The sequence below is a fragment of the Conexibacter sp. JCM 18997 genome (genome assembly GCF_055391915.1).
The window spans coordinates 4,182,031-4,201,524 of record NZ_AP043885.1; the positions used below are offsets into that span (position 1 = coordinate 4,182,031).

The following is a 19,494-nucleotide window of genomic DNA, read 5'->3' on the forward strand; positions in this document are numbered from 1 at the left end:
CAGCTTACCGGCGCCGGGCCAGGTAGCTGTGCGGTGCGCGCAGGGTGATCGTGCGCTGGCGCACGAAGTCGCGCACCTCGACCACGCCGCGGCGCACGCGGGTGTAGGTGCCCGGGCAGCGCTCGGCCACGTACCAGACGGTGCCGCGCACGGTCGCCGCGCTGGTGTTGCCGCGCACCTGGAAGCGACCCTTGCCGTCACCCCACAGGTGGGCGCCCGGCTTGGCCGCCGCGCTGTGAGCGCGACCGCGGGCCGGGCACGACCCCGGCCGCCCGCCGAGCAGCACGAGCTGGGTGATCAGGCGGCCGCGGCGGCGCGGGTCGCGGATCTGCTGCACGCGGAAGCGGCCGCCGTGGAAGTTCGCGGTCTGGGTGCGCCCGCTGCGGTCCGGGGCCGAGGTCAGGTCGACGGAGCCGTTGCGCGTGTCGACGATCGTGCCCAACGGGATCCGCAGGCCGGCGGTCAGCGCAACGAACCGCGCGGCGCCGGGCAGCCGCACGAGCACCCGGCCCGAGCGCGGACGCACGACGACGCTCTGGTCGGCGACCGGCTCCAGCGGCTCCTGCTGGGCCGCGCCGGTGGTCATCGGCTCCTGCTGGTCGGCGGTCGTCGTGGTCGGCGGCGGTGTCGTCTGGATGACGAACTGGCAATAGGGCGAGGGCACGGTGATCCCCGGCGGGCACTGGAGCACCGTGGTCGTCGCCGGCTCCTGCGCGCCGCTGGAGAGCGGCAGGCCGAGGGCCAGAGCGGCGCCGGCGAGCAGCGCGAGCACGGCGACGAGGGCGGACTTCATCGATAGGGAGGATCGCCGCTGCGGCGCTTTTCTTCCATCGGACGTTCGCGCAGCGCGCTCAAGCGGCCCGGGTGCCTGCCGATGACCGGATCGACTCGCCCCTCCCGAGTCGCCACTCCCTCCCGTACATGACCGCCTTCCTCCAGCGCGCCAAGCGCTACTCAGACCTCGTCGCCGCCGGCGTGGTCGTGCTCGTCGTGGTGATGATGGTGGTGCCGCTTCCGCCGGCGCTGCTGGACCTGATGATCACGGCCAACATCTCGGCCGGCCTGGCGATCGTCATCGCGACGCTCTACCTCCCGCGCGCGCTGGACTTCAGCGCCTTCCCGTCGCTGCTGCTGCTCACGACGCTCTTCCGCCTGGCCATCAACGTCAGCGTCACGCGTCTGATCCTGCTGCACGGCGACGCCGGTGAGGTCGTCTCGGCCTTCGGCAACTTCGTCGTCGGCGGCAACGTCGTCGTCGGCCTGATCATCTTCCTGATCCTGGTGATCATCCAGTTCGTCGTGATCACCAACGGCGCGGGCCGCGTGGCCGAGGTGGGCGCCCGCTTCACGCTCGACGCCATGCCCGGCAAGCAGATGGCCATCGACGCCGACCTCAACGCCGGCCAGATCACCGAGGAGCAGGCCCGTCAGCGCCGCAAGGACATCAGCGACGAGGCCGACTTCTACGGCGCGATGGACGGTGCGTCGAAGTTCGTCAAGGGCGACGCGGTCGCCGCCGTCGTGATCACGATGGTCAACCTGATCGGCGGCATCATCGTCGGCGTCGTGCAGCAGGGCATGCCCTTCGGCGAGGCCGCCAGCCACTTCTCGCTGCTGACCGTCGGCGACGGCCTGTGCGCCCAGATCCCGGCGCTGCTGATCTCCGTCGCCACCGGCATCATCGTCACCCGCTCGACCGCGGACGACAAGGACCTGGGCACGCAGCTGGCCGGCCAGGTGCTGGCCCAGCGCAAGGCCCCGATCGTCGCCGGCGTCGTCATCTGCGCCTTCGCGCTGGTGCCGGGCCTGCCCAAGATCCCGTTCCTGGTCATCGGCGGCCTGCTCTTCTTCGGCGGTCGCACGCTGTCCAAGATGGCCGACGAGAAGCTGGCCAAGGCCAAGGCCGACGAGGCCCAGGCGGCGGCCAAGCCGCAGCTGGCCGCCAACCCCAACGACCCCTTCGAGGCGCTGGCCATCGACCCGCTCGAGCTCACGATCGGCTTCGGCCTGGTCCCGCTCGTGGACCAGTCGGCCGGCGGCTCGCTGCTGTCGCGCGTCTCCGCGGTGCGCAAGCAGCTGGCAGCGCAGCTGGGCACGGTCGTGCCCAAGGTGCGCATCCACGACGAGGTCGGCCTGAGCTCGCACGAGTACGCGATCAAGGTCAAGGGCACCGAGGTGGCGCGCGGCCGCATCATGGCCGGCCACCAGCTCGCGCTGGACCCGGGCGATGCCTTCGGGCAGCTGTCCGGCGTCGAGACGACCGAGCCCGCCTTCGGCCTGCCCGCCACCTGGATCTCCGACGGCTCGCGCGCCGAGGCCGAGGCGCTCGGCTACACGGTCGTCGACGCCGAGTCGGTCGTCATCACCCACCTGACCGAGACGATCCGGGCCAACGTGGCCGAGCTGCTCACGCGCCAGGACACCAAGGCGCTGCTGGACGGCCTCAAGGAGGTCAACGCCGCGGTGGTCGAGGAGGTCGTGCCCGACCTGCTGTCGGTGGGCGAGATCCAGCGCGTCCTGCAGTCGCTGCTGGCCGAGGGCGTGTCGATCCGCGACCTGGGCACGATCATCGAGTCGATCGGCGACAAGGCCCGCCTGACCCGCGACCCGGCGCTGCTGGCCGAGTACGCCCGCCAGGCGCTGGGCCGCACGATCGTCGCCCCGCACATCGACCCCGACCTCACGCTCAAGGCGATCGCGCTCGATCCCTCGATCGAGCAGGAGGTCTCCGAGGCGATCACCACGACCGCCGAGGGCGAGTACCTGGCCATGGCCCCGCCGCGGGCCCAGGCGCTGCTGGTGGCGCTCAACACCCAGGTCGAGCAGGCCGTCTCGCGCGGCCGCCGCCCGGTGCTCCTGTGCAGCTCCCGCGTGCGCCGTCACCTGCGCCGCCTGTGCTCGCAGGCGCTGCCCCAACTTTCCGTGTGTGCCTACAACGAGATCACACCGGGCATCAACGTCGAGACGATCGGAGTCGTGAGCGCGTGAGCGACCAGCCCGAACAGCCCACTCCCAAGACCTTCCGCGGCAAGTCGCTGGCGGAGATCCTGCCCCGCGTGAAGGCGGAGCTGGGGGAGAGCGCCATCGCGGTCAACGTCCGTCAGGGCACGACCGGCGGCATCGGCGGGTTCTTCGCCCAGCGCTGCGTCGAGGTCGACGCGATCGCCGGCCCGAAGATCGACGCGCTGGCCGGCGACGACGACGAGTTCGAGCGCCTGCTCGCCGCCGCCCAGCAGGCCGGCGAGCACGATGAGGCCGGCGAGGAGTTCGTCGCCGCCGACGTCCCGGGCAATTGGGATCAGCTGATCGCCGACGCGCGCCAGGCCGCCGCCGGCTCGCCGTCGGTCGGCGAGGTGCTCGACGAGCCGCGCCCGGCCGCGGCGTCGAACCTGGCCGCGATGTTCGCGCCCGACGTCCCGCGGGCCGCCGCGCCCGAGCCGCCCGCGCCGGCGCCCGCCCCCGCGCCGGCCATGTCCGCACCGCTGCCCTCGATGGCGCTGACCACGCGCCCGATGGTCGCGCTCGAGCCGGCCTGGCCGCAGATCGCGCTGGACATCCACCAGACGCTGTCGGCCCGGGGCATGGACCCCGACCTGGTCACCGAGGTCGTCACCGAAGCCGTCGAGCACATGCTCCCGTTCTCCTCGGAGGGCTCGCTGCGCCCGCTCGTCGCCGGTCAGCTGGCCCGCTGCCTGCCGCCGCTGCCGCGCCGCCGTCCGGGGCGTCTGGTCGTCGGGTTCGTCGGCGCCGGCGGCTCGGGCAAGACCCGCTGCACCGCGCGCCTCGCGCTGGCCTACGCCCGCCGCGGCACCCGCCCGGTGGCCTGCCTGACGCTGCGGCCCAAGGACCGAGGCGCCGAGCTGCTGGCCGACGTCTCGGCCGCCGGGATCCCCGTGCACGCCGCGGAGGACGCCGCCGCCGCGCGCCGCTTCCTGGACCACGTGGGCGACTCCGCCCTGGTCGTCGTCGACACGCCCGGCGTGTCGCCCCGGGCCGAGGCCGAGCTGCGCCAGCTCGCCGCCGAGCTGCGCCAGCTGCAGCTCGACGAGTGCCACCTGGCGCTGCCCGCGACGCTCAGCCCGCAGGCCGCTGCCGAGCTGGTCAACGGCACCCGCTCGCTGGGCGTCGACGCGCTCGCGCTGACGCACGTCGACGAGACCGAGCACCTGGGCGCGGCCATCGGCGCCGCGATCGACGCCAGCCTGCCCATCTCCTACGTCGGCCGCGGCGCCTCCGCCGACCGCGGCGGCCTGCGCCCGGCGCTGCCGGAGGCGCTGGCCCTCGAGCTCGTCGGCTAGCGGGTTCGGGCCATGGCCAAGAAGAGCAAGAAGAGCAAGGGCAGCGACGTCATCGACGTCGACGCCGAGATCATGGACACGCGTGCGACGGTCTCCAAGCACCCGCGCGCGCGGCGCTCGATCCGCACCATCCGGGGCTGGGCGGCGCTGATCACGTTCATCCTCGTCGAGTACAAGTGCCTGAAGGTCGGCATGACGTTCGATCAGTCGATCACGCGGGCCCTGCTGGCCGGCATCGGCGCGTACCTGATCGCCTGGGTCGTCGCGGTGATCGTCTGGCGCCAGCTCGTGGTCGCCGAGATCGAGGCGTTCCGGCGCAAGCTGATCGAGAAGGCCGAGGCCGAAGCGGCCGAGGCCGAAGGCACCCCGAGCTTCTCCTGAGCGAGCGCTGAAGGACCGTGGAGCGCATCGAGCCGATCCGCCGCCGCCAGGGCTCGCCCTGGGTGGAGCCGCTGCTCGCCGGACAGCCGGTGCAGCGCCGCGATCCCGGTGACGAGGACGCGCGCCAGCGCCGCAAGCAGCGTCCGCCGAAGGACGACGGCCGCCCCGACGCCGACGGCCACGTCGACGTCTCCGCCTGACTCAAGTCGGCTGCGGACCCGTCGATCACCAGGACGTGCAGGCATCGATCCTGATCGTTCTCGATGGCGGACCTGAGCAGGCGCTGCGGTGCCTGAGCTCCGTCGCCTCCCTTGACCCCGCCCAGCCCGAGCACGAGGTCGTCATCGTCGATGACGCCTCGGTCGGCCTCGAGGCGCTGCTCGCGCGCCTGGAGGGCGACGTCGAGCTCGTCCGCTGCCCGCGCCGCGGGGGCTTCGCGGCCGCCGCCTCCCGCGGCCTGGCCCGCTGCAGCGGCGACGTCGTCGTGCTGCTGCGCGGCGCCCCCGAGGTCGCCCCCAGCTTCCTGGCGCCGCTCGTCGCGGCGCTGACCGACCCCGCGGTCGCCGCGGTCACCCCGATCACCGCCGGGACCGTGCTGCAGCCCGCCGTCGCGGCGCACGCGATCGCCCTGCGCCGCACCGCGCTGGACGCGCTGCCCGCCGCACCGGCCGGGCTGGAGATCGCCGCGCTGTGCGTCGAGCTGGCCCACGCCGGGCACGTCGTGCCCTGCCCGGCCAGCGCGCTGGTCGCGCCCGGGAACCGCAACGGCGGCGCCCGGCGCTACCCCGACCGTGACGATCCCGGCATCGAGCTGTCGATCGTGATCCCCACGCTGGACGCCGCCTCCGAGCGCGTGCGCGCCTGCGTGGCCGCGGCCCAGGCCACGACCGACGTCACGCACGAGATCATCGTGATCGACAACGGCGCCCCGCCCCAGGGCTTCAGCGCGCCGGTCAACGCCGGCCTGCGCGCCGCCCGCGGCCGCTACGCCGTCGTGCTCAACGACGACGTCGAGCTGCTGCCCGGCTGGTGGGCGCCCCTGCGCGAGACGCTCGACGCGGGCGCCGCCGTCGCCTTCCCGTTGACCATCGACGGGGCGATGCGCACCGACTTCGCCGCCTGGTGCTTCGCGCTCTCGCGCGAGACGCTGGAGACCTACGCCGTGCAGGACGGCGAGTTCCTCGATCCCGACCTCGTGGTCTGGTTCCAGGACACCGACCTGCTCGAGCGCCTGCGCCAGGACGGCCGACCGCCGGTGCTGGTCGAGGCCTCGCACATCCGGCACGGGCTGTCGCTGACCGTGGCCTCCGAGGACCCGCAGCTGCGGGCCTGGATCAACGGCCAGGTGGTGGCCGACAAGGCCGCGTTCGAGCGCAAGCACGGCTCGTCCGTGGCCGGCGCGGCCCGATAGACACGGGCCGTTGCACCGGACGCTAGATCAAGCGTCCACCCGCTCTTCAGGACCCGGCTGACCCCGCCGATCAAAGGGGTGCAGGAGGCGACAAGGAGTCGCCGACTGGGACACATCAACCAACGTTCTCAAGGAGAGATCGAATGTCCCTTCGCGTTCAGAACAATGTCGAGGCCCTCGTCGCGCACACGTCGCTGATGAAGACCTCGGAGGCCACCGCCAAGTCGATGCAGCGTCTGTCGACCGGCTACCGCATCAACAGCGGTGCCGACGACGCCGCCGGCCTCGGCATCTCGGAGAAGATGCGCGGTCAGATCCGCGGCCTCTCCCAGGCTCAGCGCAACATCGGCGACGGTGTGTCGCTGGTGAGCACGGCCGAGGGTTCGCTGGACGAGGTTCACTCCATGCTCCAGCGCGTTCGCGAGCTGGCGGTCCAGTACAACAACTCGACCAACTCGGCGGCCAACAAGTCGGCGATCCAGTCCGAGGTCTACCAGCTCGCGTCTGAGATCGAGCGCATCGGCTCGTCGGCGAAGTTCAACGGCATCTCGCTGCTGAACAGCACCGGCACCGTGACGTTCCAGGTCGGCGCCAACGACGGTGAGGTCATCACCGTGGCCACGATCTCGCTGGGATCGACGGTCTCCGGCGGCACCGCCACCTGGTACAACCTGTCGTCCGCGACGTCGCTGTCGCAGATCGACGCCGGCATCGACGCCGTGTCCGCTACCCGCGCGACGTTCGGCTCGATCTCCAACCGACTGGAGCACGCCGGCAACGCGGCCGCTTCCTACGCCGAGAACCTGACGGCGGCAGAGAGCCGGATCCGTGACGTGGACATGGCCGACGAAATGATCACGTTCTCCAAGAACCAGATCCTCTCGCAGGCCGGCACGTCGATGCTGAGCCAGGCCAACCAGGCCAGCCAGAGCGTCCTGTCCCTCCTGCGCTAGAGGTAGGACACCCGCCGGGCTCTCGTCCACAACTCGAGCCCGACGCACGGAGATCACGGGCCGCCCCTCGGGGCGGCCCGTTCCGCGTTCGTGCCTCAAGTCGGCGCCGGACCGGCCGACCACCAGGGAGATGAGCGTCACCGACGCGATGAGTCGCATCGCGCAGATCCAGACCCTGCTCGCGCCGCCGCCCGCGGCCAGCACCACCGCCAGCGCCGCGACGGCCACTGCCGTCGGGGCGCAGACGGACCTGGGCACGTTCTCCAGCACCCCGTCGAACTTCGCCAGCCTGCTCAGCGGCGCGACCTCGACCACCGGCACGTCGGCGCTGATGGCGCCGACCACGCTGACCGGCGGGACCGCCGGCCAGCGCATGGTCCAGATCGCCTCCGCCGAGGTCGGCCAGGCCGAGCAGCCGCCCGGCTCCAACGACTCGCCGCGCATCGCCCAGTACCGCACGGCCACCGCCGGCTCCGGCGTGGGCCCGTGGTGCGCCTACTTCGCCTCCTGGGCGGCCCAGCAGGCCGGCGTCCCGATCGGCGAGGCCGGCCAGGGCTTCGGCGCCGTCTCCTCGGTGGCCGACTGGGGCCAGCGCACCGGCCGCTCGTTCGCCCCCGGCACCCAGACCCCGCAGCCGGGCGACCTGATCATCTGGGGCGGCCGCCACATCGGCATCGTCGAGTCCGTCGGCACCGACGGCTCGATCAACACGATCGAGGGCAACTCCTCCAACGCCGTCTCCCGGCGCACCTACGGCCCGGACGGCGGCGGCGCGACGAGCTTCGTCCGCCCGGGCTGAGCGCGACGAGCTTGTCCGCGCGCGTTGCGCGGGCTCGGACGGTTCCGACGGGCAGCGAAGGAGCGTGAGCGGTTCGCGCACCGCACACCGCGCGAGTTCTGGCGCGTCCGCGCTCCCCGCCCGCGCCGTTGTCAGGTCCGCGTCGCTATGCGACGCGCAAACGACAACGGTCCCTCTGGCCGAGCGGCAACGCGCCACGCGTCGCGCGCGCTGGCGTCGCCGCAAAGGCCGGTCCTCCTTCGCTGCCCGTCGGAACCGCGACTACGCGACGGGGTAGCCCACGACGCCCGCGTCGGCCGACACGGTGCCGATCCGGGCCGTCCCCGGGTGGTGCGCGCCGAGCAGCACGACCGCGGCGTCGGCATCGGCGGCAGGCACGACGCAGACGAAGCCGCAGCCCATGTTGAAGACGTCCCACATCTCGCGGTCGGAGACCTCTCCGAGCCGCTGGACCAGAGCGAAGATCCCGGGCACCGGCAGCGGCGCGTCGATGGTGAACCCGACGCCCTTGTTGAGGCGCAGGAGGTTGGTCAGGCCGCCGCCGGTGATGTGGGCCAGGCCGCGGACGGTGACCGCGGAGCGGATCAGCTCGAGCACCGCGCGCACGTAGATGACGGTCGGCTCCAGCAGGGCGTCGGCCACGCTCGCGCCGTCCAGCTCGGCCGGGCGATCCTCGTAGGCCAGCGAGGCCAGCGCGCGCCGGGCCAGCGTGTAGCCGTTGGAGTGGATGCCGCTGGAGGGCAGGCCGATCAGCGCGTCGCCGGGGGCGATGTCGGCGCCGGTGATGGTCTGGTCCAGCGCGACCGTGCCGAAGCACGACGCGCACAGGTCGAAGCCGTGGGGGGAGGGATGGCCGCGGATCAGCTCGGGCAGGACGGCGAGCTCGCCGCCGGGGATCTCGACGCCCGCCGCCTCCGCGCCCGCCTTCAGCCCGCGGGCGATCGCCGCGGCCGCGGCCGGGTCGGCCTGCTCGACGGCCAGGTAGTCGAGCACAGCGATCGGCTCGGCCCCGACGCACACGACGTCGTTGACGTTCATGGCGATGCAGTCGATGCCCACGGTCTCCAGGCGCCCGGTCTCCTCGGCCACCACGAGCTTGGAGCCGACCCCGTCGGTGCCGATCGCGATCCCCAGGTCGTCGGTCACGCGCAGGACCGAGGCGTAGTGGCCCGGGAGATCGACGACCCGCGAGGCGCGGCCCGGCTCGATCGCCCGCAGCACGCCGACGATCGCGTCGACCGTGGCATCGGAGTCCGAGATCGAGACCCCGGAGGCCGCGTAGGCGTCTGCGTCGCTGCTGCTCATCGGCCCCGATCCTTCCAGAGACGGCGGGCGACGAGCCCCGCGAGGGCCACGCGGTAGGCGGCGTAGGGCGCCAGCGAGCGGTCGCGCTCGACCTGGGAGATCAGCCAGGTGGAGCCCAGCGTCGAGACGAACGAGGCGGCGGTGCCGGCGGCGAACGCGGCGCGCGTGCCCGCCGGCAGCCCGCGCTTGGCCAGCCGCGCGCCCTTCAGCGCGCTGGCCCCGACGATGATCGGCAGCGCCACATGGCGCGACAGCGCGTTGGCGTCCTCGCGGTCGAAGCCGCGCAGCCGCGCCGCGGCCAGCGTCGCCCCGTTGCGCGACACCCCCGGCATCAACGCGCAGGCCTGGGCCAGCCCCAGCGCCAGCCCGTCACGCCAGCCCGCCTGCTCGCGCCGGCGCCCGGTGCCGCCGACCCGGTCGGCCAGGGCCATCACCGCGGAGCCGACCACCAGCCCGGCCGCGATCGTGCCCGGCGTGCCCAGCCGCTGCTCGATCGGACGCTCGAGCGCGTAGCCCAGCACCGCGGGCGGCAGGAACGACAGCGCCACCAGCGTCGCGCGGCGGCGGTCGAAGCCCCGCGAGGCCTCGCCCACCTCGTCACGCAGCGCGATCAGCAGCGCCGCGGCGGTTCCCGCGTGCAGTGCGACCTCGAAGGCCTTGCGCAGCTCGGGCTCGACGCCGGCGTACTCCCAGCCCAGCAGCCAGGGCACCAGCGTCACGTGGCCCGACGAGGAGATCGGCAGCAGCTCCGCCGGGCCGTGCAGCAGGCCCAGCGCGGTCGCTTCCCCGAGCTTCAGCTCAGGCGACATCGGTGGCGGGGGGCGTCCCGCGCCCGCGCCACCAGCGCACGAACAGGTAGACCACGCCGACCACGATGATCGCCGCGACGGCGTAGTCGACGTAGTGCAGGTGCTCCTTCCAGTCCTCCCAGTTGGCGCCCACCTGCTTGCCCAGGAAGGTGAGCAGGAAGACCCAGGGCAGCGCGCCGGCGAAGGTCAGCACGGAGAACTTCCAGAACGGCATCCGCGCCACGCCGGCGGGCAGCGAGATGAACGTGCGGATGATGGGCAGCATGCGCGCGAAGAACACCGCGTAGGAGCCGTACTTCTCGAACCACCGGTCGGCCCACTCCAGCTGGGACTTCTTGATGTGCAGCGCCTTTCCGTGCTTCTCCAGCAGCTCGATGCGCCCGTAGTAGCCGACGGCGTAGGCGATCCACGAGCCGACCAGGTTGGCGAACGTGCCCACCAGCACGGCGGCCCACAGCGAGTACTTGCCCTCGGACACGTTGAACCCGGCGAACAGCATCGTCGCCTCCGACGGGATCGGGATGCAGGCGCTCTCGGGCACCATCAGCAGGAAGATGCCCCACAGGCCGAGGTCGCCGACGACGTTGACGGCCCAGTTGACCACCGGGTCGGTGATCGAGGCGAGGTAGATCGGCAGGCGAAGGCTCACGAGCAGTCGCAGGGTAGTCGCCGATACCGTTCAGGTTCCTGAATGCGCATCTGGGTCGACGTCACCAACAGCCCCCATGTCGTCGTCCTGCGCCCCGTCATCGAGCGCTGGCGCGCCGACGGCCACGAGGTGGCGATCACCGCGCGCGACTTCGCCCAGACGCTCGGCCTGCTCGAGCGCTACGGCCTGGATCACACGGCGATCGGCCGCCACCAGGGCGCCGGCCTACCGGCCAAGGCCCGCGGCCTGGGCGCCCGTTCGCGCGCGCTGGTGCGCTGGGCCCGGCGCACCGGCCCGTTCGACGCCGCCGTCGGGCACGGCTCCAACGACCAGCCGGTGGCCGCCAAGCTCCTGCGCATCCCTTCGACGACGACGTTCGACTACGAGTGGGCCACCTTCCAGCACCAGATCAACTGCCGCCTGGCCCGGGCCGTCGTCGTGCCCGAGCTGCTGCCCGCCGAGCGCCTGGACCGCTACGGCGCGCACGGCAAGGTGCGCCAGTACCCGGGGCTGAAGGAGGAGTACGCGCTGGCTGACTTCGAGCCCGATCCGGCCGTCCTGGACCAGCTCGGGCTGGATCCCACCCGGCCGATCGCCGTCGTGCGCACGCCGGCCGAGATGTCGGCCTACCACCGCTTCTCCAACAGCGTCTTCGCCACCGTGCTGGATCGCCTGCGCGGCACCCAGACCGTGGTGCTGCCCCGGACGCCGCAGCAGCGCGAGGAGCTCGGCGCGGGCCTGGTCATCCCCGACCGCGTCGTCGACACCCAGTCGCTGATCGCCTACGCCGACCTCGTGGTCAGCGCCGGCGGCACGATGAACCGCGAGGCGGTCGCCCTGAGCACGCCGGTGTGGACGACGTTCGAGGGCAAGCTGGGCGCGGTCGACGCGGAGCTGATCGCCAGCGGCCGCATGCGCCGCCTGGAGTCCGCCGACGACATCGTGCTGGCCAAGCGACCGGACGGAGCGGGCGCCGAGCGCGTGCGCCGGGATCCGGCACTGCTGGCCGCGCTCCTGTTGCCGTAGCGCCTCAATGCGTACGATGTTCGGTATGCGCCTCCGTCCGCTCGTGGTCACCGGCCTCGCCCTCGCTGGCAGCCTTGGGTTCGGCGCGTCCGCCGCGTCCGCCGACTGGGTCTACGCCGGCGATGCAAGCTCAGGGTTGCTGGCCTTCGAGAGCGACAGCGCGACGGGCGCGCTGACCGCGGTGCCGGGCTCGCCGTTCGCCTCCGGGCAGACCGAGAACGGCGTGATCGCCACGCCCGACGGCCGGCGGGTCTACGCGACGGGCTACTTCAGCGCCACGGTCAACGGCTTCGCCACCTCGACGGCGGGGCTGTTGCCGCTCATCGGCTCGCCGTTCGCGGTTGGCGGGCAGCCGACGGTGCCGGCGCTCAGCGCCGACGGCCGCTTCCTCTACGTGCCGACCGGCGCGCCGGATCCGGGCGACATCAACGGCTACCGCGTCGATCCGAGCAGCGGCGCGCTGACCCAGCTGCCGGGATTCCCGCTCAGCGCGGGGCTGGGCCCGTGGGCGGCCGCCGCGGATCCCACCGGGAGCTTCCTGGCCCTCACGCTGCTCGGCGACTCGCCGTCGGCTCCCGGGGACGTGGTGGTGTACCGCGTCGACGCCGACACGGGTGCGCTGAGCGAGGTGCCCGGCTCGCCGTTCGCTGCCGGGATCGCGCCGGCCCCGTTGGTCTTCACGCCCGACGGGCGTCACCTGTACGTGGGCAACGGCGAGGACGAGACGATCAGCGCCTACGACGTCGACCCGGGCACCGGCGCGCTCACGCCGCTGGCCGGCTCGCCCTACCCCAGCGGGCTGAGCGATCCCGCCGGCCTGGACACCACGCCGGACGGACGCTTCCTCTACGTGGCCAACCACACCGACTTCGGCCCCGACAAGGGCATCACCGCCTTCGCCATCGATCCGAGCACCGGAGCGCTGGATCCGCTGACGCCCGCGTCGTACCTGGCCGACCAGGACCCCGGCAACGTCGTCGTCGGCGCGGACGGCCGATACCTGTACATGGGCGACGGCAAGCTCCTGCGCGGCTACGCGATCGATCAGTCGACGGGCGCGCTGACCGAGGTCGTGGGATCGCCGTACACGGTGACCGACAGCGAGGTCTTCGGGCTGGCCGTCGCCCCGACGCCGCCTCCGTTCCCGTTCCCGCCGCCGCCGGCAGGCGCCGACCCGACGACCGCAGCACCGATCACGACGCCGGCCCCGCCCGTTCCGCCGGTCGGGCAACCGCTCCCGGCGGCCGCGCCGCCGCGCACGAAGCCTCGCCTGGCCAGCTCGACCTTCGCCGTCGACCGCCGCGGGCGCGCGACCGTGCGCCTCGCCTGCCCGGCGCCCAGCGGCACGACCTGCCGCTTCGCGGGCCAGCTGACGCGCCGTGAGGCGACCCTCGGCCGGGTCGCCGGCACCGTCCCCGGCGGCACCACCGCCGCGCTGACCATCCGGCTCAACGCCGCCGGGCAGCGCGAGCTGCGCCGTCACCGGCGGCTGTCGGCGACGCTGACGCTGCGGCGCACCATGGCGACCGCGGCGCTCCAGGCCCGCGTCACGTTGAAGTCGAGGTCCTAGTGCCCTGATTCAAACATTCGCCCGCATCTGCACACGAATTTCCGAATCAGGACACTAGTGCCCTGAGTCACTAATTCGCCCGCATCTGGCGGCGCCGGAATCGTGTCTGCCGGCACCGGCATCCACCAGCTGCACACGAATTTCTGAATGGACACTAGACGCGCACGGGCAGCGCGGCCGCGACGGCCTCGGCGCTGTCGACGAACCGCGTGCGGCCCGGGCGGGGCGTCGGCTCGCTGATCAGCAGCACGTCGCCGAACGCGCGGTCGCCGGCCAACGTGCCGACGGTCTGGGCGATGGCGGCGGTGGCCGCGGGCGCGTCCGACGCGTCGAGCACCAGGCAGCAGTCGTCGTCGGGCGAGCTGAGCGCGATGTAGGCCTCCAGCGCGGGCGCCCACGTCTCGGGCACGGCCCAGTGCGGAGCCAGCCACAGCACGGCGGCGGCGTCGGTGTCGAGCGTGGCGCCGGCGAACGTGCTGGCCACGTCCCAGGCGCCGGTCGCGTCGAGCGTCAGGGGGCGGCCGCAGTCGACGCAGGCCCGGTCGCGATGGGCGCCGCCGCACTCGGGGCAGCGCAACGCGGCGGCCACGTCGTCGCGCGGCGAGTCGGCGGCGACCAGCGGCGGGCGCGCGGCGACGCGCTCGATCGACCAGCACTTGCGCGGCGACTCGCCGAAGGTGGCCGAGCCCAGCAGCGCGTTCCACTCCTCGCGGTGGCGGGCGTACTCGGCCCCCGCGACGCCCGCGAACTGGGGCATCGAGTCGGCCACGGCCAGCAGCACGGAGAGCAGGCCGTTGGCGGCCGGCAGCTCGCGCGCGACGAAGCCGTCGACGCCGCCGGCGCAGGCGGCGATCGCGGCGGGCGTGGGCAGGCCGCACTCGTAGTGCTCGGCCAGCCACACCGGCGTGGGGCGAAGCAGGTCGCGCACGAAGTCGTCGACGTACTGGGCCTCGCTGGACGGGCAGGCCAGGATCACGCGCTCGGCGGCCACCCGGGTCAGCTCGGCCACGAACGGGGCCCGGTCGGCCGGCGGGATGTGCTCGAGCACGTCGAGACACAGCACCGTGCCGAAGGCGCCGTCGGCGAAGGGCAGCGGGCCGGGACGCGAGCGGACGCCGACCATCGTCGGCGTGAGCGCGAAGGGGAAGAGCACGTCGGTGCCGGTGAAGGGCACGTCGGGGAAGGCGCAGGCCAGCCCGTGGCAGCCGCAGCCCACGTCGAGGATGCTCGTGTGCGGGCGTCCGTCGGCGTCCAGCAGGACGTCGCGCAGCGGCGCATAGCGGGCGAGCCAGTTCAGCATCTCTCCCAGGCAGTCGGTCGCGGGGACGCAAGCTTGAGGCGGCGCGGCCGACTACCGGGGGGTGAGCTCCCCGCGCGCCTACTTCATCTGCCCCGACACCGACGTCCCCAGCGGTGGCGTGCGCGTGATCTACCGCCACGTCGCCCACCTCAACGCGGCCGGCATCGACGCGGCCGTCGTGCACGGCCAGATCGGCTTCCAGGTCACCTGGTTCGAGGACGAGGTGCCGATCGTCTACGCCGACCAGATCACGCCCACCGGCGACGACCTGCTGGTGATCCCCGAGATCTACGGCCCCAACCTGGCCGGCATCGGCCCGGGCGTGCCCAAGGCGATCTTCAACCAGAACGCCTACAACACGTTCAAGGGCTACCCCGCGGTGCCCGGCGGCGCCCAGTCGCCCTACGCGCATCCCGAGGTGCGCGCCGCGGTCGTCGTCTCCGAGGACAACCGCGCCTACCTGCGCCACGCCTTCCCGGGCCTCGACGTGCGCCGCACGGTCAACTGCGTCGATCCCTCCCTGTTCTTCCCGGCGGTCAAGCGCCGCCAGCTGGCCTTCATGCCGCGCAAGCACGCCGACGAGGCCCAGCAGGTGCTGCACATGCTCAGCGCGCGCGGCGCCCTGGCCGGCGTCGACGTCGTCGCGCTGGAGAACATGACCGAGCGCCAGGTCGCCGCGGCCCTGCGCGAGACCATGATGTTCCTGTCCTTCGGCTACCCCGAGGGCTGCCCGTGCCCGCCCAAGGAGGCGATGGCCGCCGGCTGCGCCGTCGTCGGCTACCACGGCATGGGCGGCCGCGACTACATCAAGGCGCCGCACGCCTTCCCGGTCGACCAGGGCGACATCGTGGCCTACGCGCGCCTGGTCGAGGAGCTGCTGGCCGGCGACCAGGCCGAGCTGGAGCGCGTCGGCCGGCAGGCCAGCGCGTTCGTCCACCAGACGTACTCCGAGCTGGCCGAGCGCGACAGCGCGGTGGCCGTGTGGGGCAGCCTGCTGGCCGGCGGCGCCGTGTCGCTCGCGCAGGCGGCGTAGCGGCCCGGCGGCCTACAGCGCGACGTGCAGCAGCCACGCCGCCGGCGTGGCCCGCACGTCGGCCAGCGCCTGCGCGGCGTCCGGCTCCGGCGGCGCCTCGTGCACGCTGTCGATCGACGTGCGCTCGGCGAAGTGCACGAGCACCGAGGTGGGCACCAGCCCGCTGCGTGCGCCCGCGGCGACCATCCGCCGCCACATGTTCCAGTCGCCGGGCTCGCCCAGGATCCACGCCTCCTCGTCGTAGCGCATGTGCGCCAGCCGCGAGGAGTACATGACGGTCCCGTGGGAGATGTCGCCCTTGCGCAGCGGGGAGAAGCCGTTGAGGCCCCACGTGCCGTCGCCGATCTCGCACATCGCCTGGCCGTAGACGAAGTCGCAGCCGCTCTGGCGGATGGCCTGCAGCAGGACCGGCACGTGGTCGATCGTGAACGCGTCGTCGTGGTCCAGCGGGCACTGGAAGGCCCCGCGGGCGGCGTCGATCGTGGCGTTGGCCGCGCGCGTGCCGCCGATGCGGTGCAGGTTGGCCTTGGCCTGCGGGTACACGGGGCGCTCGTCGAGCTCGAGGAAGCGCACGCGCGAGTCGCGGCGGGCCACCTCCTCGACCATGGCCCGGCATTCGGGGTCGGGCCCATCGGAGCAGACGAGCACCTCGAGGTTGTCGTAGCCGCCCTTCAGCACGGAGGGCAGCGTCCGGTTGACCAGCGTCTCGTGGCCGCGCCAGGTGGGGATGCGGACGGTGACCAGCGGGTCGTCGGTGCCGGGAGCGGCCGTCTGGGCAAAGCGCCAGCGGTCGATGCGGTCACGCGCGGCGTCGGCGATCGCCTTGACGTCGCGCGCGCGGGCCAGCGCGCCCTCGGGCGTCGCGGCGGGTCGCTCGGGCGGCATCGGCGGCGCGGGCAGCGGGCCGACGGCGGCCAGCTCGGCGGCGTCGTCGTGCAGCACGATCTCCGGTAGGGCGGTGCTGGTGGTCAGCGCGCCGATCGCCTCGGTGAGCATCGGGTGCACGATCTCGGCGGGCGGGTCGTAGCGCGTCGCGTCGAGGTGCAGCGCCCCCGCCGAGGGCGGGCCGCTGAGGTGGGCGGCCAGCTGGGGCAGCCAGGTCGACGGGCGCGCCCAGTCGGGGCGCAGCAGGGTCGGCGCGGACGTGGTGGAGAGATCGGTCATGCGGGCGCTCGCTCGGGTGGTCGACCGGACGCGCGGGAACTTGAGCAACCGACCCTCAAGTTCGGTCCGCACCTGCCGATCACCCGACGTGATGCCCGATCTGGCCGCCGATCGCACGTTGGTCGTTGCCGCGGCCGGGGGCTTCGGGCGCGAGCTGATCGCCTACGCCCGGGACGCCGGCTTCCACGTGCGCGGCGTGCTGCACGACCTCGACGCCTATCCCGGCTCGCTGGACGACCACCCGGACCTGGCCGCGCTGCTGCTCGGTCCGATCGCCGCCTACCGTCCGCAGCCGGACGAGCTGGTGGCCGTCGGCCTGGGCGACGTCGCCCCGCGCCGGGCGGTGACCGAGCAGCTGGCCGCGCTCGGCGCGCGCTTCGCCACCGTCGTGCATCCGCTGGCCTGGGTCGCGCCCAGCGCGCAGCTGGGCCAGGGCGCGGTGATCGCGCCGTTCGCCTGCATCGGGCCGGACGCCACGGTCGGGGACCACGTCGTCGTCAACACCTACGCGCAGGTCGGTCACGACGCCGCCGCCGGCGCGTTCAGCGTCCTGTCGCCCTACAGCACGCTGCTGGGCTACGCGCGGCTGGGCGAGAACGGCTTCCTGGGCGCGCACGCGGTGGTCAGCCCCCGCAAGTCGGTCGGGCGCGACTCCAGCGTGGCCGCCGGCAGCGTGGTCACGCGCACGGTCGGGGACCGCTGCCTGGCCGCGGGCAACCCGGCCAAGGCGCGCGAGCTGTACCGCGCGGGGTGAAGAAACGGCCAGGGCGGCCGATCACGCGGGATAGATGACTCCTCGCGTCACCGTCGCCGACCTGGACCGCCGCGCTCCGCGGCTGGCCGTCGAGCTCGAGCCGGTCCGCTTCCTGCAGCCGGAGGTCCCGCCGCTGTCGGAGGCCGCCGACTACTACGCGCTGGCCGAGGAGGCCGCGTTCTACTCCAACGGCGGGCCGTGCCACGAGCTGCTGCGCGAGCGCATGTCCGCGCGCCTGAACGGCGCGCATGTGCTGCCGGTGGCCAACTGCACGCTGGGCCTGATGGTCGCGCTGCGCGCCGCGCTGGGCGAGCCCACCGGGACCCGCTCGCTGATCGCCACCCCCTCCTTCACGTTCACCGCCACCGCCTGCGCGATCGTCTGGGCGGGCTTCGAGCCGCTGTTCGTCGACTGCGACCCCGCGTCGTGGCAGATGGACCACGAGGCGCTGACCGACGCGCTGGCCACCCACGAGGGCCGCGTCGCCGGCGTGCTGGGCTGCTCGACCTTCGGCACCGCGCCGCCCGTCCGCGCCCGCGCCGCCTGGAAGGCCGCCTGCGCCGCCTTCGGCGTGCCGCTGCTGCTGGACTCCGCCGGCGGCTTCGGTGCGGTCGACGCCGACGGCCAGCCCGTGGGCGGCCTGGGCGAGACCGAGATCTTCTCCTTCCACGCGACCAAGCCGTTCGCGGTCGGTGAGGGCGGCGCGATCGTCACGTTCGACGCCGAGCTGGCCCACCGGGCCGAGCGCCTGATCAACTTCGGCATGGAGCGCGGCGGGCGCTCCAGCGCCGAGGCGGGCATCAACGCCAAGCTGTCGGAGCTGCACGCCTCGATCGCCCTGGCCATGCTCGACCGCTACGACGACACGCTGGCCGAGCGCCGGGGCACCGCCGGTCGCCTGCGCGCGGCGATCGAGCGCCGCAGCGCGCCGGTGGCCTTCCAGCGCGGCGTCGAGGGCTCGACCTTCCAGGTCTGCCAGGTGACCGCGGCCGACGCCTCGCTGCGCGCCGCGATGCTCCAGCGGGCCGGCGAGCTGTCGGTGCAGGCGCGCGCCTACTTCGATCCGCCCGTGCATCGCCAGCCCGCGTTCGAGCGCTGGGCCCCGCTGGCCGGGCCGCTCCCGGTCACCGAGGACATCGCCGCGCGCTCGCTGTCGCTGCCGATGGCCAACCGGCTGCCCGACGCGCACGTCGAGCGCATCGCCGAGGTCACGCAGGTGGGCGGCTGATGGACTGCATGGTCTGCGGCACGCCGATGCGCGCCGCCTTCCACAAGGACTTCGACGGCGCCTACGGCCTGGATCGCGTCCACTACGAGCGCTGTCCCGACTGCCGCCTGGTCGTCTCGCGCACGCACTACGAGCTGTCCGACGGCGCCTGGGAGGACCTCAACGCGCGCTACCACGAGGCGTTCTTCGGCAGCGACGTCAACCACGACGACCCGCGCTGGCTGGAGCGGATGGAGCACCAGGCGCAGGTGCTGCCCGCGATCGCCACCGCCGGGCTGGCCCCGACCCGCCGCCCCTGGCTGGACTACGGCGCCGGCGACGGCAAGCTGTCGGACATGGTCGCGCCCGCCGGCGTCGACCTGCGCAAGTTCGACCGCTACCTCCCCGACGACGCGGGCGACTTCCTGACCGAGTCCGACCTGCGCCCCGGCGCCTTCGACCTGGTGCTGACCACCTGCGTGTTCGAGCACGTCCGCTCGCGCGAGCCGCTGGACGAGGTCAACCGCCTGGTCGCCGACGACGGCGCGATGGGCCTGCACACGCTGGTGCGCGAGGAGATCCCCGACGACCCCAGCTGGTTCTACCTGCTGCCGGTCCACTGCACGTTCCTGACCAACCGCGCGATGGCGCTGCTGGCCGAGCAGTGGGGCTACGCGGCGTCGCTGTACGCCGTGCAGGCGCGGCTGTGGTGCCTGCTGCGCGAGGACGTCGAGCGGGTGCGCGAGGCCGCACCCTTCCTGCCTGGAGAGATCGCCGTCTCCCAGGGTTTTTGCGGCTACTGGCCGTAGACTTCTCCCGGTGCGCCGCGGCGTCC

At 73.4% G+C, this 19,494-nt stretch carries 19 protein-coding genes; 13 read left to right on the forward strand and 6 right to left on the reverse strand.

Going from position 1 to position 19,494, the window contains the following annotated elements:
- Positions 1-4: 4 nt before the first annotated feature.
- On the reverse strand, positions 5-793 hold the full coding sequence (locus tag ACZ5UI_RS21115; RefSeq protein ID WP_464190697.1) for a hypothetical protein: 789 nt from the start codon (positions 791-793) through the stop codon (positions 5-7).
- A gap of 128 nt (positions 794-921) precedes the next feature.
- Here ACZ5UI_RS21115 and flhA point away from each other — a divergent pair, with 128 nt between their 5' ends.
- From flhA to ACZ5UI_RS21150, 7 genes are all read left to right on the forward strand, one after another.
- Positions 922-2,988, forward strand: coding sequence for a flagellar biosynthesis protein FlhA (gene flhA / locus ACZ5UI_RS21120; RefSeq protein ID WP_464190699.1), 2,067 nt, complete (start codon positions 922-924; stop codon positions 2,986-2,988).
- Positions 2,985-4,298 carry a hypothetical protein gene (locus ACZ5UI_RS21125; protein WP_464190701.1) on the forward strand — a complete coding sequence of 438 codons (1,314 nt, stop codon included), beginning with the start codon at positions 2,985-2,987 and terminating at the stop codon, positions 4,296-4,298. Before flhA ends, ACZ5UI_RS21125 begins: the two co-directional genes overlap by 4 nt.
- A gap of 12 nt (positions 4,299-4,310) precedes the next feature.
- Positions 4,311-4,679, forward strand: coding sequence for a hypothetical protein (locus ACZ5UI_RS21130; protein WP_464190703.1), 369 nt, complete (start codon positions 4,311-4,313; stop codon positions 4,677-4,679).
- Positions 4,680-4,696: 17 nt separating this feature from the next.
- Positions 4,697-4,879: a hypothetical protein gene (locus tag ACZ5UI_RS21135; RefSeq protein WP_464190705.1), complete on the forward strand. Its 183-nt coding sequence runs from the start codon at positions 4,697-4,699 to the stop codon at positions 4,877-4,879.
- 35 nt (positions 4,880-4,914) lie between these two features.
- Positions 4,915-6,090 carry a glycosyltransferase family 2 protein gene (locus tag ACZ5UI_RS21140; RefSeq protein WP_464190707.1) on the forward strand — a complete coding sequence of 392 codons (1,176 nt, stop codon included), beginning with the start codon at positions 4,915-4,917 and terminating at the stop codon, positions 6,088-6,090.
- Positions 6,091-6,233: 143 nt separating this feature from the next.
- Positions 6,234-7,043 (forward strand): flagellin N-terminal helical domain-containing protein, encoded by an 810-nt coding sequence (locus ACZ5UI_RS21145; RefSeq protein WP_464190709.1) that lies wholly within the window; start codon positions 6,234-6,236, stop codon positions 7,041-7,043.
- Positions 7,044-7,173: 130 nt separating this feature from the next.
- A complete protein-coding gene (locus tag ACZ5UI_RS21150; RefSeq protein WP_464190711.1) occupies positions 7,174-7,842 on the forward strand; it encodes a CHAP domain-containing protein in 669 nt (222 codons plus the stop codon).
- Between the two features lie 261 nt (positions 7,843-8,103).
- On the opposite strand, the gene purM is transcribed toward ACZ5UI_RS21150, so the two are convergent.
- Genes purM through ACZ5UI_RS21165 form a run of 3 tightly spaced genes read right to left on the reverse strand, consistent with a single transcriptional unit; the run spans position 8,104 to position 10,605 of the window.
- Positions 8,104-9,147 (reverse strand): phosphoribosylformylglycinamidine cyclo-ligase, encoded by a 1,044-nt coding sequence (purM, locus tag ACZ5UI_RS21155; RefSeq protein WP_464190713.1) that lies wholly within the window; start codon positions 9,145-9,147, stop codon positions 8,104-8,106.
- Positions 9,144-9,956, reverse strand: coding sequence for an undecaprenyl-diphosphate phosphatase (locus ACZ5UI_RS21160; RefSeq protein WP_464190715.1), 813 nt, complete (start codon positions 9,954-9,956; stop codon positions 9,144-9,146). The genes purM and ACZ5UI_RS21160 overlap by 4 nt, the downstream gene beginning before the upstream one ends.
- Positions 9,946-10,605 carry a DedA family protein gene (locus ACZ5UI_RS21165; RefSeq protein ID WP_464190717.1) on the reverse strand — a complete coding sequence of 220 codons (660 nt, stop codon included), beginning with the start codon at positions 10,603-10,605 and terminating at the stop codon, positions 9,946-9,948. Before ACZ5UI_RS21165 ends, ACZ5UI_RS21160 begins: the two co-directional genes overlap by 11 nt.
- A gap of 42 nt (positions 10,606-10,647) precedes the next feature.
- Between ACZ5UI_RS21165 and ACZ5UI_RS21170 the strand changes: the two genes are divergently transcribed.
- Both ACZ5UI_RS21170 and ACZ5UI_RS21175 read left to right on the forward strand, forming a co-directional pair.
- Positions 10,648-11,631, forward strand: coding sequence for a DUF354 domain-containing protein (locus tag ACZ5UI_RS21170; protein ID WP_464190719.1), 984 nt, complete (start codon positions 10,648-10,650; stop codon positions 11,629-11,631).
- 25 nt (positions 11,632-11,656) lie between these two features.
- Entirely contained in the window at positions 11,657-13,201 is a 1,545-nt protein-coding gene (locus tag ACZ5UI_RS21175) for a lactonase family protein (RefSeq protein WP_464190721.1), read from the forward strand.
- Positions 13,202-13,355: 154 nt separating this feature from the next.
- On the opposite strand, the gene ACZ5UI_RS21180 is transcribed toward ACZ5UI_RS21175, so the two are convergent.
- Entirely contained in the window at positions 13,356-14,501 is a 1,146-nt protein-coding gene (locus ACZ5UI_RS21180; RefSeq protein ID WP_464190724.1) for a class I SAM-dependent methyltransferase, read from the reverse strand.
- Positions 14,502-14,562: 61 nt separating this feature from the next.
- On the opposite strand from ACZ5UI_RS21180, the gene ACZ5UI_RS21185 reads away from it, so the two are divergent.
- A complete protein-coding gene (locus ACZ5UI_RS21185) occupies positions 14,563-15,534 on the forward strand; it encodes a glycosyltransferase (protein WP_464190726.1) in 972 nt (323 codons plus the stop codon).
- Positions 15,535-15,546: 12 nt separating this feature from the next.
- Here ACZ5UI_RS21185 and ACZ5UI_RS21190 read toward each other — a convergent pair whose 3' ends face one another.
- The gene (locus ACZ5UI_RS21190) at positions 15,547-16,698 is read right to left on the reverse strand and encodes a glycosyltransferase family 2 protein (RefSeq protein WP_464190728.1); all 1,152 of its coding nucleotides are present in this window, start codon (positions 16,696-16,698) and stop codon (positions 15,547-15,549) included.
- Between the two features lie 91 nt (positions 16,699-16,789).
- Here ACZ5UI_RS21190 and ACZ5UI_RS21195 point away from each other — a divergent pair, with 91 nt between their 5' ends.
- From ACZ5UI_RS21195 to ACZ5UI_RS21205, 3 genes are read left to right on the forward strand one after another with little or no spacing between them, the layout of a single operon-like run.
- A complete protein-coding gene (locus tag ACZ5UI_RS21195) occupies positions 16,790-17,452 on the forward strand; it encodes an acetyltransferase (protein ID WP_464190730.1) in 663 nt (220 codons plus the stop codon).
- A gap of 34 nt (positions 17,453-17,486) precedes the next feature.
- A complete protein-coding gene (locus ACZ5UI_RS21200) occupies positions 17,487-18,680 on the forward strand; it encodes a DegT/DnrJ/EryC1/StrS family aminotransferase (protein ID WP_464190732.1) in 1,194 nt (397 codons plus the stop codon).
- Complete coding sequence (locus ACZ5UI_RS21205) at positions 18,680-19,468, forward strand: methyltransferase domain-containing protein (RefSeq protein WP_464190734.1); 789 nt, start codon at positions 18,680-18,682, stop codon at positions 19,466-19,468. Before ACZ5UI_RS21200 ends, ACZ5UI_RS21205 begins: the two co-directional genes overlap by 1 nt.
- Positions 19,469-19,494 lie beyond the last annotated feature (26 nt).